12 protein-coding genes are annotated in these 12,761 nt (G+C 56.1%); 5 read left to right on the top strand and 7 right to left on the bottom strand.

The genetic code is table 11. The features are described 5' to 3' along the window. Positions 1–2: 2 nt before the first annotated feature. A complete protein-coding gene (locus DHN10_RS18085) occupies positions 3–461 on the bottom strand; it encodes an Lrp/AsnC family transcriptional regulator (RefSeq protein WP_108816817.1) in 459 nt (152 codons plus the stop codon). 113 nt (positions 462–574) lie between these two features. Between DHN10_RS18085 and DHN10_RS18080 the strand changes: the two genes are divergently transcribed. Next, on the top strand, positions 575–1,780 hold the full coding sequence (locus DHN10_RS18080) for a methionine gamma-lyase (RefSeq protein ID WP_108816758.1): 1,206 nt from the start codon (positions 575–577) through the stop codon (positions 1,778–1,780). 11 nt (positions 1,781–1,791) lie between these two features. Continuing rightward, positions 1,792–4,167 carry a 1-deoxy-D-xylulose-5-phosphate synthase N-terminal domain-containing protein gene (locus DHN10_RS18075; RefSeq protein WP_108816757.1) on the top strand — a complete coding sequence of 792 codons (2,376 nt, stop codon included), beginning with the start codon at positions 1,792–1,794 and terminating at the stop codon, positions 4,165–4,167. A gap of 175 nt (positions 4,168–4,342) precedes the next feature. Here DHN10_RS18075 and DHN10_RS18070 read toward each other — a convergent pair whose 3' ends face one another. The 6 genes from DHN10_RS18070 to DHN10_RS18045 all read right to left on the bottom strand — a co-directional run bounded on the left by DHN10_RS18070 (position 4,343) and on the right by DHN10_RS18045 (position 10,619). Next, positions 4,343–5,224, bottom strand: coding sequence for a VOC family protein (locus tag DHN10_RS18070; RefSeq protein WP_108816756.1), 882 nt, complete (start codon positions 5,222–5,224; stop codon positions 4,343–4,345). Next, the gene (locus DHN10_RS18065; protein WP_108816755.1) at positions 5,221–5,943 is read right to left on the bottom strand and encodes a serine O-acetyltransferase; all 723 of its coding nucleotides are present in this window, start codon (positions 5,941–5,943) and stop codon (positions 5,221–5,223) included. Before DHN10_RS18065 ends, DHN10_RS18070 begins: the two co-directional genes overlap by 4 nt. Continuing rightward, on the bottom strand, positions 5,933–7,438 hold the full coding sequence (locus DHN10_RS18060) for an aldehyde dehydrogenase family protein (protein WP_108816754.1): 1,506 nt from the start codon (positions 7,436–7,438) through the stop codon (positions 5,933–5,935). The genes DHN10_RS18065 and DHN10_RS18060 overlap by 11 nt, the downstream gene beginning before the upstream one ends. Then, complete coding sequence (locus DHN10_RS18055) at positions 7,435–8,325, bottom strand: NAD(P)-dependent oxidoreductase (protein ID WP_108816753.1); 891 nt, start codon at positions 8,323–8,325, stop codon at positions 7,435–7,437. Before DHN10_RS18055 ends, DHN10_RS18060 begins: the two co-directional genes overlap by 4 nt. 65 nt (positions 8,326–8,390) lie before the next feature. After that, the gene (locus DHN10_RS18050) at positions 8,391–9,293 is read right to left on the bottom strand and encodes a LysR family transcriptional regulator (protein WP_108816752.1); all 903 of its coding nucleotides are present in this window, start codon (positions 9,291–9,293) and stop codon (positions 8,391–8,393) included. A gap of 309 nt (positions 9,294–9,602) precedes the next feature. Beyond that, the gene (locus DHN10_RS18045) at positions 9,603–10,619 is read right to left on the bottom strand and encodes a LacI family DNA-binding transcriptional regulator (RefSeq protein ID WP_108816816.1); all 1,017 of its coding nucleotides are present in this window, start codon (positions 10,617–10,619) and stop codon (positions 9,603–9,605) included. Between the two features lie 155 nt (positions 10,620–10,774). Here DHN10_RS18045 and DHN10_RS19935 point away from each other — a divergent pair, with 155 nt between their 5' ends. The 3 genes from DHN10_RS19935 (at position 10,775) to DHN10_RS18035 (ending at position 12,753) form a co-directional block, all read left to right on the top strand. Further along, complete coding sequence (locus tag DHN10_RS19935; RefSeq protein ID WP_199910720.1) at positions 10,775–10,948, top strand: hypothetical protein; 174 nt, start codon at positions 10,775–10,777, stop codon at positions 10,946–10,948. A gap of 33 nt (positions 10,949–10,981) precedes the next feature. Further along, entirely contained in the window at positions 10,982–12,130 is a 1,149-nt protein-coding gene (locus DHN10_RS18040; protein WP_108816751.1) for a TRAP transporter substrate-binding protein, read from the top strand. 110 nt (positions 12,131–12,240) lie between these two features. Then, positions 12,241–12,753, top strand: coding sequence for a TRAP transporter small permease (locus tag DHN10_RS18035; RefSeq protein ID WP_108816750.1), 513 nt, complete (start codon positions 12,241–12,243; stop codon positions 12,751–12,753). Positions 12,754–12,761: the final 8 nt, after the last annotated feature.

Genomic DNA, 12,761 nt, shown 5'->3' with positions numbered 1-12,761 from the left:
CTCTACCCGATTGTTGGAAACACATTTGTTTTCTTAACAACGCCATAGACAAAACTGCTGTCGATGGAGGCTATACTGCCAACAGAATGCAACTTTCGACGCACGAAATTTTCGTAATCTGAGAGGTCGGCAACAACCACGCGAAGCAGGTAGTCCGATGTGCCAGTCATGACAAAACAATCCAACACCTGATCAACGCGCGTAATGTCTGCTTCGAATTGCTGGACCGTCGCCTCTGTGTGGCTCTCCAGTTTGACATGAACAAATACAGTGACCGGTAGCCCATAGGCCTCGGCATCAATATTTGCACTGTAACCAGTGATAACCCCGTTTTGTTCCAACAGTTTGAGCCGCCGAAGGCAAGGAGAAGGCGACAGGTTTACCTCTGCCGCCAAGTCTTGATTCGTCATGCGGCCATTTCGTTGCAAGGCTCGGATGATCTGTTGATCTTTATTATCCAATGATCTCATTTTTTAGCATATACTGCCAAAGATTAGTCAAATCAAAGCATATTTTGAAATCAGTTGATTGACATGTTGCAATATTATGAGGCTTGAAACCAAGGAGCCATCCAATGCGCAATCGTCCAGACAGCTTTTCCACACGTGCCATCCACCACGGCTATGATCCGATGGAGAACGAAGGCGCTTTGACGCCGCCACTGCATCTGACATCAACCTTTGCCTTTGAGACCGCAGAAGCAGGAGGTGAGATGTTTGCCGGCGATCGCGCAGGGCACATCTATTCGCGAATCTCCAACCCGACATGTGATCTGTTGGAACGTCGTATTGCGGTACTGGAAGGGGCCGAGGCCGGATTGGCGCTGGCATCGGGAATGGGGGCGATCACCGCCACCATGTGGACACTTCTGGCCCCAGGAGACGAAGTGATCCTGGACAAGACCCTGTATGGCTGCACGTTTTCGTTCATGCAGCACGGGTTGGCCAAGTATGGCGTAACGGTAACCCATGTAGATCTGACAACACCCGAAAACCTGATTGCCGCGATTAGCGACAAGACCAAGGTGGTGTATTTTGAAACACCCGCGAACCCAAATATGCGGCTAGTGGATATTCAGGCCGTGTCCGATATTGCGCACGCGCACGGGGCTAGGGTTGTCGTCGATAACACCTATGCGACGCCCTATTTGACCCAGCCGATCAAGCACGGTGCAGATATCGTGCTCCACTCGGCCACGAAATATCTGGGTGGCCACGGTGATGTGGTTGCGGGGCTGCTGGTTGGTTCTGCCGAACTGGTATCAGAAATTCGCCTATATGGCATGAAGGACATGACGGGGGCTGTGATGGCCCCGTTCAATGCGATGTTGATTCTTCGGGGTTTGAAAACACTGGAGCTGCGGATGGACCGCCATTGTTCCAGTGCCGGGACCGTTGCCGAGATGCTGGAGCAATCTTGGGGCGTACAAAAGGTCTGGTATCCGGGGCTGGAAAGCTTTGAACAACATGACGTGGCCCGTCGGCAGATGGCACAATTTGGCGGCATGATTGCATTTGAGCTGGAAGGCGGGCTTGAGGCTGGACGCGCGATGATGAACCGGTTGCAGATGATCACGCGCGCAGTTTCGCTGGGCGATGCCGAAACGCTGGTGCAACACCCCGCTAGCATGACGCATTCCACCTACACGCCCGAAGAACGCGCCCTGCATGGCATCAGCGAAGGGTTGGTGCGCCTGTCTATCGGCCTCGAAGGGATTGACGACGTGATTTACGATTTGGAACAAGCTTTGCCCAAACCGCCAATCAGCAACGCTGCATAAGGAAATTCGACATGTCCGAAGACCTCAAAGCCATTGAACAGCGTTTGCTGTGGCTGTCCCATTGGATGATCCACAATGCCAACCACATTCGTCCCAAAGCGGATGGGATCAAAGTTGGCGGGCATCAGGCTTCCTCGGCTTCGATGGTGTCGATCATGACGGCGCTTTATTTTCGGATATTGCGCCCCGAAGACCGGGTAGCAGTAAAGCCTCACGCGTCCCCAATCTTTCATGCCATTCAATATTTGATGGGCAATCAGACCAAGGAAAAGATGGAGAATTTCCGCGGCTTTGGCGGCGTGCAAAGCTATCCTAGCCGCACCAAGGATATTGATGATGTGGATTTTTCGACTGGCTCGGTTGGGCTTGGAGTGGCGATCACGTCCTTTGCGTCCATCGTGCAGGACTACATTCAGGCCAAGACTTGGGGTGGCGATCAAGAACAGGGGCGCATGATTGCACTGGTCGGTGATGCCGAACTGGACGAAGGCAATATCTACGAAGCCCTGCAAGAGGGCTGGAAGAACGATCTGCGCAATTGCTGGTGGATTATCGACTATAACCGCCAATCGCTTGACGGTGTGGTGCGCGAGGGGCTGTTTCAACGGGTTGAGCAGATCTTTGATGCTTTCGGCTGGGACGTTGTGCGCGTCAAATACGGCGTGCTGCAACGCGCGGCGTTTGAGGAACCTGGCGGTGATAAACTGCGCCAATGGATCGATGACTGTCCCAATCAGCTGTATTCGGCGCTGACCTATATGGGCGGGGCCGTGTGGCGGCAGCGTTTGATGGATGCTTTGGGCGATCAGGGCGATGTGACGGCCCTGATCAATGCGCGCAGCGATGAAGAGCTGGCCGCTTTGATGGAAAATCTTGGCGGCAATTGCGTGTCCACAATGGCGGACACCTTTGCCGCCATTGATCACGATCGCCCTGTTTGTTTTCTGGCCTATACTATCAAAGGCTGGGGCACGCCAATTGCGGGCCACAAGGACAATCACGGCGGGTTGATGAATAAAACCCAAATGGCCGAATGGCAGAAACACATGGGCGTCGCCAAGGGCGAGGAATGGGACAAGTTTGCGACAATCGCAGATCCTGCGGCATTTGAGGACACGCTAAGAAAGGCGCCCTTCTTTGCCAAAGGCCGCCGCCGCTATAGCGATGAGGTGGTTGATGTCCCAGCGATTGCGTTATCCTCAGACCGTGAAATCTCGACCCAGATGGCGTTTGGTAAAATTCTGGATGATCTGTCCAAGGGCGACAGTGTGTTGGCACAGCGTATTGTTACCACATCGCCCGATGTGACGGGCACAACCAACCTTGGCCCGTGGGTCAACCGTCGCAAATTATTTGCCCGCGCGCATCAAGAGGACACGTTCAAGGCGGAAAACATCCCCTCTACCGCCAAATGGGAGTTCACGCCCGAAGGCCAGCACATCGAACTGGGCATTGCTGAAATGAACCTCTTTTTGTTGCTTGCCGCCGCCGGGCTGTCGCATTCGATCTTTGGCAAACGATTGATCCCCATCGGCACCGTCTATGACCCTTTCGTGTCGCGCGGTCTCGATGCGCTGAACTATGCCTGCTATCAGGATGCCCGTTTTATGATCGTCGGCACACCGTCCGGCGTCACACTTGCCCCCGAAGGTGGCGCGCATCAATCTATCGCGTCGCCATTGATCGGTATGTCGCAGGACGGGCTGGCGGCTTTTGAGCCTGCCTTTGCGGATGAATTGGCAGTGATCATGGAATGGGCCTTTTCCTACCTGCAAAAAGACGGCGAAGGCGACCCGGATGAGCGTACATGGCTGCGCGATGAAACGGGTGGGTCGGTTTACTTGCGGCTGACCACCAACCCGATTGAACAACCCGGCAAACGTGTTGATGACGACTTTCGTCAAGGGACCATTGATGGCGCATATTGGTTGCGCAAACCGGGCCCCAATTGTGAGATTGTGATCGCCTATCAGGGTGCAGTTGCTCAGGAAGCTATCACGGCTGCGGGGCAGATCGCTCAGGGGCGACGGGACGTTGGCGTTCTGGCTGTGACATCGGCTGACCGGCTAAACGCAGGCTGGACGGCTGCGCAGCGGGCGCGCGCAAATGGCATTCAGGACGCTGAGGCACATATCGAAACGCTGCTGGCAGATGTGCCGCGCAATTGCACCTTGATCACGGTGATTGATGGCCACCCGGCCACGCTGTCTTGGTTGGGCGCTGTTAACGGACATCAAACGATCCCGCACGGCGTCGAGCATTTTGGACAAACTGGAACCATCGCTGAGCTGTATCGTCATTTCCGCATCGACGCATCTGCATTGGTACAATCCGCCGGTGAGCTTTCGCATGGCCGAAAAATTCCCCGGATTGCAGCTGTAGGATAGCAAGAACAGACATTGTTTCACCGTGCCGCATTGGTCAATCGGGGCTCAATGCAGCCATCGGCATGGGGGCGGAATAGTATTGGCAGTGCGGACAAACCGCGCTTTGGTGCACTTGCCACGACTATCCGCTTTTTTCCCCGGCGTCAGCAGCCTTCACGTAGTTCATCAAGCATGCTTATGCCTTTACAAACCTAAGAATGACGTTGGCCGTATCTTCTGGGTGAGTAGCGTGATGTCCAGAGGCTGTGGTCCGTAATTCAAGACCACTTTTATCAATCCAATGCGCAAGCATTTTGCCGCTTTCATATGTGATATCCATCGCGACGATACCGGTCTGATTGCCGCTCGCAACGCTGGAAGGCAAGGATCCAAACTCGGCTTCGACTCCGCGCAAAGTTTGAACAGATATCAATCCGTTGGCCGTTTGCATCTGAAATCCAAAATCCGCAGCAACGGGTGCGCCGTAAAGACCACCGAGCTTTTGTGCCAAGTTTTCATGCACCAGAGCATCGGCAAGTATCGTGATACCGCCTATGCCATTTGCAGAATTGGGGTGCTTTAGCCATTCAGGGACGTAAATCAGGTCAGGACGATGCTGCTGACACAAAAAGAACGACAGTCGCGGAAAATCGGGGTCGGGCATTAACGCCAGCGTAGTTTTCGTTCGCCCCTCTGTGCCATCAGGCAGGGTCACATCTCGCCCGAAAGCGAGATGGCCCGCGACAGTAAGCCCAGCCATTTTTGCCGTTTCAGCGTCGCGAGTGGAATTTGTGCTGTGCAACGCGCTCAGGGCGACACCCTCACGGTCTTGAAGGTGTTCAAACACATGGCGGCCAAACCGAAATTCGCCTGCGGGAACTTCGTCGATCAGGCTTTCATCATAGATACCCATAATCTCAAGCAGGCAGCCATCAAACATTGCAAGGCTTGTGCTGGTGCCCCAAGGGTGTTTCCCAACCGCCGTCATATTGAAGCCCAGCGATATGAGCAGGCCACGCAACGCCTCGATATCGTGAGTGGCGACAAGGGGGTGGTCGATACCAAATGATGCATTCATGGGGTGTGGTCCTTTTGCACGAATGAAACGCGGGCCGGTCCGATGTCGCGCGCTTTTGTGCCGACAACCACGCGGCCTGCGGGCACGTCGTCCATGACGATGGCCCCCGCCCCGATATTTGCGCCGGCACCTACCGTGATGTTGCCCAAGACCAAAGCACCCGCGCCAATGACCGCGCCGTCTTCGATCTTTGGACGCCGGTCAGGTCCTGAATTGTTGAAGGTGCTGCCAAGGGTCACGTTGTGCCAGATCGACACGTTCTGGCCAATGACAGTGGTTTCCCCAGCAACAAAGCCAAGCCCATGGTCCAGCCAAAAACCGGGTCCAATTTGTACTGCTGGGTGAATATCAGTTGCAAAAGCCCGCCCGAAAGTCGCTTTGAGCGCCATCGACAGGGTTGCCTCGCCTCTTTGCCGAAGGGCATTGGCCACCCGGTGGCCGATCGTGGCATGAACCCCTCGCGAGAACAGGAGAACGGCCGCAGGACCGCCGGGTTCAAAGTTGCGCCGGGCGGTTTCAAGGATATCGCGTTCAGTGTCCGCCAGAAGTGTGGGCGTCTCACGATAGGTTTGCGCGACGATGCGTCCGGCCCTTTGGTTGCACAGCGCGCTGAACAAAGCACCTGCAAGGTCGGGAAAGTCTTCGAACGGACCCAGCCCCAACAAATCAGCGGCCTGCCGATCCCCTGCAAGCAGCGTTCTTACGTCTTCAACTAACATAACCGAACGCTATCCGAGGGGTGACAGCACTGTCGAGCCAAACACTTTTTGCGGATGTATATTCCATCAGCGCATCCGTCCCGCTGGACCGACCAAAGCCGGAATTCAACGAACCCCCAAAGGGGGATGATACGTGGATCGCCTTGTAGCTGTTGATCCAGAACGTCCCCGCACGCACGCGATCTGCGACACGATGGGCGCGACCGACATCGTTCGTCCAGACAGCCCCTGCCAGACCAAATTCGGTCGCATTGGCGAGTGCGATGGCTTCTTCTTCGGTATCAAAAGGAATGGCCGCGACAACCGGGCCAAAAATCTCGGTCTGCGCGGCGTGATCGGTGTTGAGCAGGCCGTTCAGGACCGTTGGCGGTACAAAAAAACCCGTCTCAGGCTTTGTTTCACGGCTGAGAACCTGCGCACCGTCAGACTTGGCCCGTGCGACCATATCGCCAACATGCGCAAATTGGCGGGCGTTGCTAATCGGGCCGACCTCTGTGGCATCGTCAAGCGGATCTCCCAACCGAATGTCGTTCATTCCGCATGCCAGCATATCAATCAGTTCGGCGTGGACGGACCGATGGGCAAGCAAACGCGACCCGGCAACACAGCTTTGCCCAGCGCCCGAAAAAATCGCCGCCTGCGCGCCAAGGCAGGCGTGTTTGAGGTTGGCATCATCAAAAACGATATTGGCCGATTTCCCGCCCAATTCCAGAACAGCAGGTTTCAGTGCTTTCGCCGCCGCCGTTGCCACGACACGCCCCGTTTCGGGCGAGCCGACAAAGATCACCTTGCGCACGGCCCTGTGTTCAATCGCCGCTTGGCCCGCAGTCGGCCCCAACCCGCACAACACATTGACCAGGCCCGATGGCAAGCCTGCGTGCTCGGCCAGATGAACCAGTGCCACGGTCGTGACGGGGGTCAATTCGCTTGGTTTGATCACAACGCCGTTGCCTGTGGCGATGGCGGGGGCGATCTGCCAGCCCGCGGTGAAAATCGGCGCGTTCCATGGCGTGATCTGGAACACCACACCCAGTGGCTCGCGCTTGGTGTAGTTCAAATGACCAGAGGGCACGGGGATCACTTCGCCATGAATTTTGTCAGCCCATCCGCCGTAATAGGCGAACATCTCTGCAACTTTGGCCACTTCGATGCGACAATCACGGATCGGCTTGCCCGCCACCAGCGCCTCAATGGTCGCAAGGGGTTCAGCGTGGTCGATGATAGTGCGGGCGATGTTTTGCATGACTTGCCCGCGCGCCGCACCTGACAGGGCCGCCCACCGGGGCTGCGCATCCTGTGCTGCGATGCAGGCCGCCATTGCCACTTCGGCACCAGCGTCAGCGTAGCTGGTGAGCGGTTGTTCGGTGTAAGGGTCAATCAGCGTGACGGGGTTGCCCGCCCCATCAACCAACGCGCCATTGATCAAGCTTTGCGGTTTGTCCCCAAGACCAAGCGCAGCCATCTGTGCCGCTAAGATATCGGTGCGAATGCTCATGTTTCAGCCCCATGTCTTGTGATTTCGTTAAAGTCAGCGGAATCGTCGATCTGTGTTGATTGGTTCAACCAAACATCCGCAATGCCTGCGAACCCGTCCAGGTTCACACCGGTCTGCTGGGCCAATTCCAATGCAAGGCCCACATCTTTGCGCATCAGCCCCATGGTAAAGCCGGAATCAAACGCGCCGTTCAGCACCCATTTGGGAAAATTCACTTCACTGACGCCGCTACGGCCCGATCCGGCATTGACGCCTTCCAGTAATCCGTCGGGGGCTACGCCAGCGGCTTCGCACATGCGGACCGCCTCGGCGACCAGCACAAGGTTGGCAGCACACAGCATATTGTTCGCGATTTTGGCCGCGTGCCCCGCGCCGGACGCCCCGACCATCACGGTTTTTGCGGTCAGAACATCTGTGACAGGACGCAACCGATCTATCGCGCTTGGCTGCCCGGCAAGCAACATAGTCATCGTGCCGCTGTTCGCCGCCGCAGGCCCGCCGCTCACGGGGCCATCGACAAAGTCAAACCCGTGTTTTTGGCCCAATGCGGCCATGGCCTGCGACGTGGCCGGCGTAGAAGTTGAGGTGTCCAGAACGATCGCACCGGTTTCAATGCGGGCTGCTATCTCGACCATAACCGCTTCGACAATCTGCGCTTTGGGCAAGGACAGGATGATCACCAGTTGGCCCGCAACCATGTCCTGCACGTTGTCAAAAACCGTTGCACCATTGGTCTGCATCCGTGCGCGGGTGTCCATATCCGGATCGAAGCAGCTGACGTCCATTCCAGCCCCAGCGAGTTGCGCGACCATGCCGCCGCCCATGTTGCCGCAACCAATTATGCCGATTTTCAAAGCACTTTTCTCCTGTTTGGTTTTCAGGATCATAGCGTATGGTATTTGTGAAAGAATGCTTGGAAATGGAAATAACGTTGCGCTGAGCGCAACAAATATCAGGCTAAAGCTGCCAGCGATCGCGACATAAACACCAGCAATTTTTGCGTCGCCAAGGGCAGTCTGCGCCCTTGCCGCACAAACAATGTCGCCGTGCCCAGTCCGAAATCACGGATCGACACGTGCTTTGTGCACAGGGTACCAGCCTGCATGTCTTCGGCCACCACGAACTCCGGCAGAAGGGTCACACCAAGGTCGTTTTTGACAAAGGCTTTGAGCGCCGCGATAGAGCCGGTCTCCAAAACCCCGCGCGCACGAAACCCATGAGACGCCTCCATTGCTGCAATCACCGCCCCAACGCCATACCCCTTGCTGAGAAAACCGCAGGGTAGACGTGACAGATCTTGGATGTCGACAGTCTTGCCTGTGTCAAATCTCCCACCTCGCGCACAGATCATCACAAGCGGATGTTCCGTTTGGGCGATGATTTTCAAGCGAGGGTCAGGTGCTACGTTAAACGCCAACCCAACATGCGCTTTGTCTTCGATAACGGCATCCCGCACGTGATCTGTTGCTCCAACGTCCAACGCATAGGTAACACCTGGATGGTCTTGTGAAAAAGGGCGAAGCACGGATTGCGAAAAGTCGCCAAGGAAGCCTTCGCCCAAGGCAACCGATACCGTGCCGCGCTCCATGTTTGCCAGCGCATCCAGCTGCGATCGCAGAGCCTCCATCTCGCCGCTTTGTCGGTGGACATAACCCATCAACAACTCACCGGCCTCTGTGGGCATCACGCCTTTGCGCCCACGCTCGATCAACGCCGTGGCAAGCTGCTTTTCCAGCGCTGTGATGTTTCGGCTAACCGTGGATGGTTCGAGCCCGAGCTGATCTGCTGCCGCGCGAATGGTACCGGCTGAGAGGGCCGTCTTGAAACTCAGGATATGTTTCGGGTCGGGTTGCATTGCGCTTCCTATTTCGCAACGAAAAATGCGTATTTGTTGCAAGCTATGCAACTAAAAAAGTTCACCACTGTAGAAAGCGTAATTGATAACGTCTTGACCTAAAACTTTGCGGGTGTGCTATCAGGGTGCCGCCCAACGACGACCCAGCCCAGAACAACAGGCAGAGGGACTAGAGCAAAGTTAAGGTTTGGTTTGGTGTATTTTTTTATCCCGCCCCTTTAGCGCATAAATATGTATGACGAATACGCATATATCAGTGAACAGCGCCTGCTCCTTGAGTAGAAGGAACGAAGTGCTCTGCCAATCATGTTAACGCGCCGCGAGCGTCTCTCGGAAAATCGGGCGCGCGGGCAGTTCCACGGGTTTCAGCGCGATACCTTCATTGAGCAATTGCGCTAGCGCCAACCCCGCCAGACGCCCCATCTCGCGGTGAGGGACGTGGACCGTTGTCAGCGGCGGATGGGCCACTTGTGCCAGTTCAATGTCATCAAAACCGATGATCGACACGTCATTGGGCACATCAATGCCAAGTTCGCGCGCACGACGCAGCGCACCGACCGCCAGAACGTCATTGCCGCAGAAAACGGCCGTGGGTCTGATTGGCATGGCCATTGCTTTCTCAAAGGCGATGGCGCCCTCTTCGATCCCATAAGTCGTCTCAACATAGGTGAGGTCGTCAGGTGATAACCCACCGTCCTGCATGGCCGCGAGGATCCCCTCATGGCGGGCCGATGCACGGTCGTTTGATGCGGTTTCAGCAGAGATCAAGGCAAGGTTGCGATGCCCCATCTTGATCACTTCTGCCGCCATGCCCTGCATCGCGGCCTTGTTATCGAAACCGATAGATGGGCGGTCGGCAAGCGGATCGTAGGCCCAGGTGATCAGAACAGGGACATTCTGCGCATCAAGGAATTTGTAGATTTCCGGGTTGCGATGATGGCCGATCAGCAAAAGCGCGTCGGCCCCACGTGCGACCAGTGATCTGATCTGCTCTTCCTCGGTGTCGGCGCGGTAGGCGGAACTGGCAACCAACATCGTATAGCCGTGCAATCGCAGTTCTTCCTGAAACGCCTGCAAGCCGCGCGCAAAGATAGCGTTTTCCATGGTCGGAATGATCGCACCAATGGTCTTGGTGCGCCGCACCGCCATCGTGCGGGCGCCAAAGTTTGGTGAGTAACCCAAAGTGGCAACGGCTTCATTGACCCGCCTGCGCGTTTCGGGGGCCACCTTATCAGGCGAGTTGATCGCGCGTGACACAGTCGCGGTCGAAACCTCGGCAAGAGTGGCCACATCCTCAAGCGTGGGTATTGCAGGCTGTGTTGTCATCAAAACTCCAAAAAAGGATACCGGCATACTCTTATCGTTGTCTCACTATCTGAGATAGCGAAAAGATGACGCGCCCAATGTAAGCGCTTGCATGAGGTCTATGTAAGCGCTTACACTCGGCTCGAATCAGAGTAACGACGGGGGGGAGTCGCGTCATGCCGCTTTTGGGAGCAATCATCTTGTTTGTCGTATTTGCCGTGAATGTGGGACTTGGCTCTTTTGCGGACGCATCGTTTCTGGGCGATGTCGGCGAAATGCTTCTGTTGCTGGCTGTCGCGGTCTTGTTCGTTGTGACGATTCTTCAAAAGGAAGCTGCATCCAAAAAGTGATGCAGTAGGTAGCGTCCAGGGAGGACACATACATTGGATAAGAAAACAGATAGCCTGAAGTCGGCCACACGCCGCAACTTCCTCAAACTTGCAGGGACCGGCGGTTTCACCGCGGCGATAGTTGCAGGTGCGGCAGGCACATTGTGGTCCACACAGGCCGCAGCCCAGACAGCAAACGAAGAGCGCGAGCGTGAAGCCGCAGCCGATCACGTAATGACCATCGCCACTGCTTATGTGCTGGGTGCGTCCCGTGGTTACCCGATCATGCAGCTCGACCTCAAAGAAAACATCCAGAACGCCACCAACGGCAAGGTCTACGTCAAGCTGGCCCCCGGTGGTCAGTTGGGTGCGGGCGGTGCGTTGGCACAGAAGGTGCAGGGCGGCACAATTCAGGCGGCACAGCACTCGCTGTCAAACTTTGCCCCGTTCGCGTCCGTCGTCGACCTGATCAACATGCCTTACCTGTGCGGCTCTAACCAACGTTTCACAAACCTTGTGCATTCCGATATTTGGGCCTCTGAAGTGAATCCAAAGGTAGAAGCCGCAGGCTTTAAGGCGCTGTTCTATGTCAACATTGATCCACGTGTTGTGGCGGTCCGCGCTGGCGGCTCCGGTCCTGTACTGACACCTGGCGATCTGGACGGCGTCAAGTTCCGTGTTCCCGGCTCTGCGATGTTGCAGCAGTACTACCGCATGGTTGGCGCAAACCCGACACCAGTTGCATGGGGTGAAACACCTTCGGCGATCAAGCAGGGTGTTGCGGACGCACTTGACCCATCCGTTGGCGCGCTCGAAGTCTTTGGCTTCAAAGACATCCTTAGCCATGTGACATTCACACAGGCCGTGCCTGACTCTCAGGTCTATTCCTGCAACCTTGAATGGTTCAACTCCATGCCTGCCGACGTGCAGGACGGCATCGTTGAAGCGTCTGAAATCACCCGCCACCAGAACCTTGCCAAGGTCCCATCGGCGCGTAACTACGCGATGGCCGAACTGCGCAAGGCCGGTGTTGAGTTCCACTCGTTGAGCGAAGATCAACTGGCTGAATGGCAGTCCGTCGGTGGCTACCAGAACACCGAATGGGACAGCTTCAAGGTTGATCTTGCAGGCTCCTTGGACACGTTTGCGAAACTGGAAGAAGCAGCCGGCACAATGGGCCGCTACTACGTCCACGACGCCTGATAGGCATTTGCAGGCGCCCCCGTGTGGGGGCGCCTGCTCTCTCTTCTCAAACTTACCGAAATCTTTGCTGGCGCGCAGATTGCTGCGTGTGGCGGCAAGAGAGGTGCATCATGAACCTACTGCGTAAACTTGATCAGAACATCGAGCGCTGGCTGCTTTTGGTCTTCTACGTCATGCTCGTCATGACGATGGCCGTCGAAGTGCTGCGACGCGAAGTCTTTTCCTACTCGTCCATTTGGGGCGAAGAGATCGTCCGCTATTCGTTCATTTACCTTGCTTGGGTTGGTGCCGCCGTGGCCGTTAAGGAACGCGCTCACATCCGCATCGACGTCATCATGCACTACCTCGGGCCACGGCCCAAAGCACTGCTCTACATCTTTGGCGACATCGTCATGTTCGCAGTCGCAATCATCGCGCTCTATTGGTCCTGGGAGGCGGTTCACGTCTCGGCCAAGTTCGGATCGGTTACGGATGGCCTGCGGGTGTCCAAGGTCTGGGCACTGATGGCTGTGCCCGCTGGTTTTGCGTTGATGATGCTGCGCCTTGTGCAGTCTTTCATCCGCGACGTGCGTTATCTTCGAGACGGCAAGCCCGTCTACGAAGGCGACAAGCTGTTTGATTAAGGAACACC

This window comes from Loktanella sp. Alg231-35 (genome assembly GCF_900143545.1).
GTDB lineage: Bacteria > Pseudomonadota > Alphaproteobacteria > Rhodobacterales > Rhodobacteraceae > Yoonia.
The sequence above is the reverse complement of the archived record's forward strand: the minus strand, read 5'-3'. Positions and strand labels throughout refer to the sequence as shown.

What these genes read in the sequence shown, in the direction of transcription:
- DHN10_RS18080 (WP_108816758.1), top strand. Translation starts at nt 575, where the DNA reads ATGCGCAATCGTCCAGACAGCTTTTCCACACGTGCCATCCACCACGGC.
- DHN10_RS18075 (WP_108816757.1), top strand. Translation starts at nt 1,792, where the DNA reads ATGTCCGAAGACCTCAAAGCCATTGAACAGCGTTTGCTGTGGCTGTCC.
- DHN10_RS18070 (WP_108816756.1), bottom strand. Translation starts at nt 5,224, where the DNA reads ATGAATGCATCATTTGGTATCGACCACCCCCTTGTCGCCACTCACGAT.
- DHN10_RS18065 (WP_108816755.1), bottom strand. Translation starts at nt 5,943, where the DNA reads ATGTTAGTTGAAGACGTAAGAACGCTGCTTGCAGGGGATCGGCAGGCC.
- DHN10_RS18060 (WP_108816754.1), bottom strand. Translation starts at nt 7,438, where the DNA reads ATGAGCATTCGCACCGATATCTTAGCGGCACAGATGGCTGCGCTTGGT.
- DHN10_RS18055 (WP_108816753.1), bottom strand. Translation starts at nt 8,325, where the DNA reads ATGATCCTGAAAACCAAACAGGAGAAAAGTGCTTTGAAAATCGGCATA.
- DHN10_RS18050 (WP_108816752.1), bottom strand. Translation starts at nt 9,293, where the DNA reads ATGCAACCCGACCCGAAACATATCCTGAGTTTCAAGACGGCCCTCTCA.
- DHN10_RS18045 (WP_108816816.1), bottom strand. Translation starts at nt 10,619, where the DNA reads ATGACAACACAGCCTGCAATACCCACGCTTGAGGATGTGGCCACTCTT.
- DHN10_RS19935 (WP_199910720.1), top strand. Translation starts at nt 10,775, where the DNA reads ATGCCGCTTTTGGGAGCAATCATCTTGTTTGTCGTATTTGCCGTGAAT.
- DHN10_RS18035 (WP_108816750.1), top strand. Translation starts at nt 12,241, where the DNA reads ATGAACCTACTGCGTAAACTTGATCAGAACATCGAGCGCTGGCTGCTT.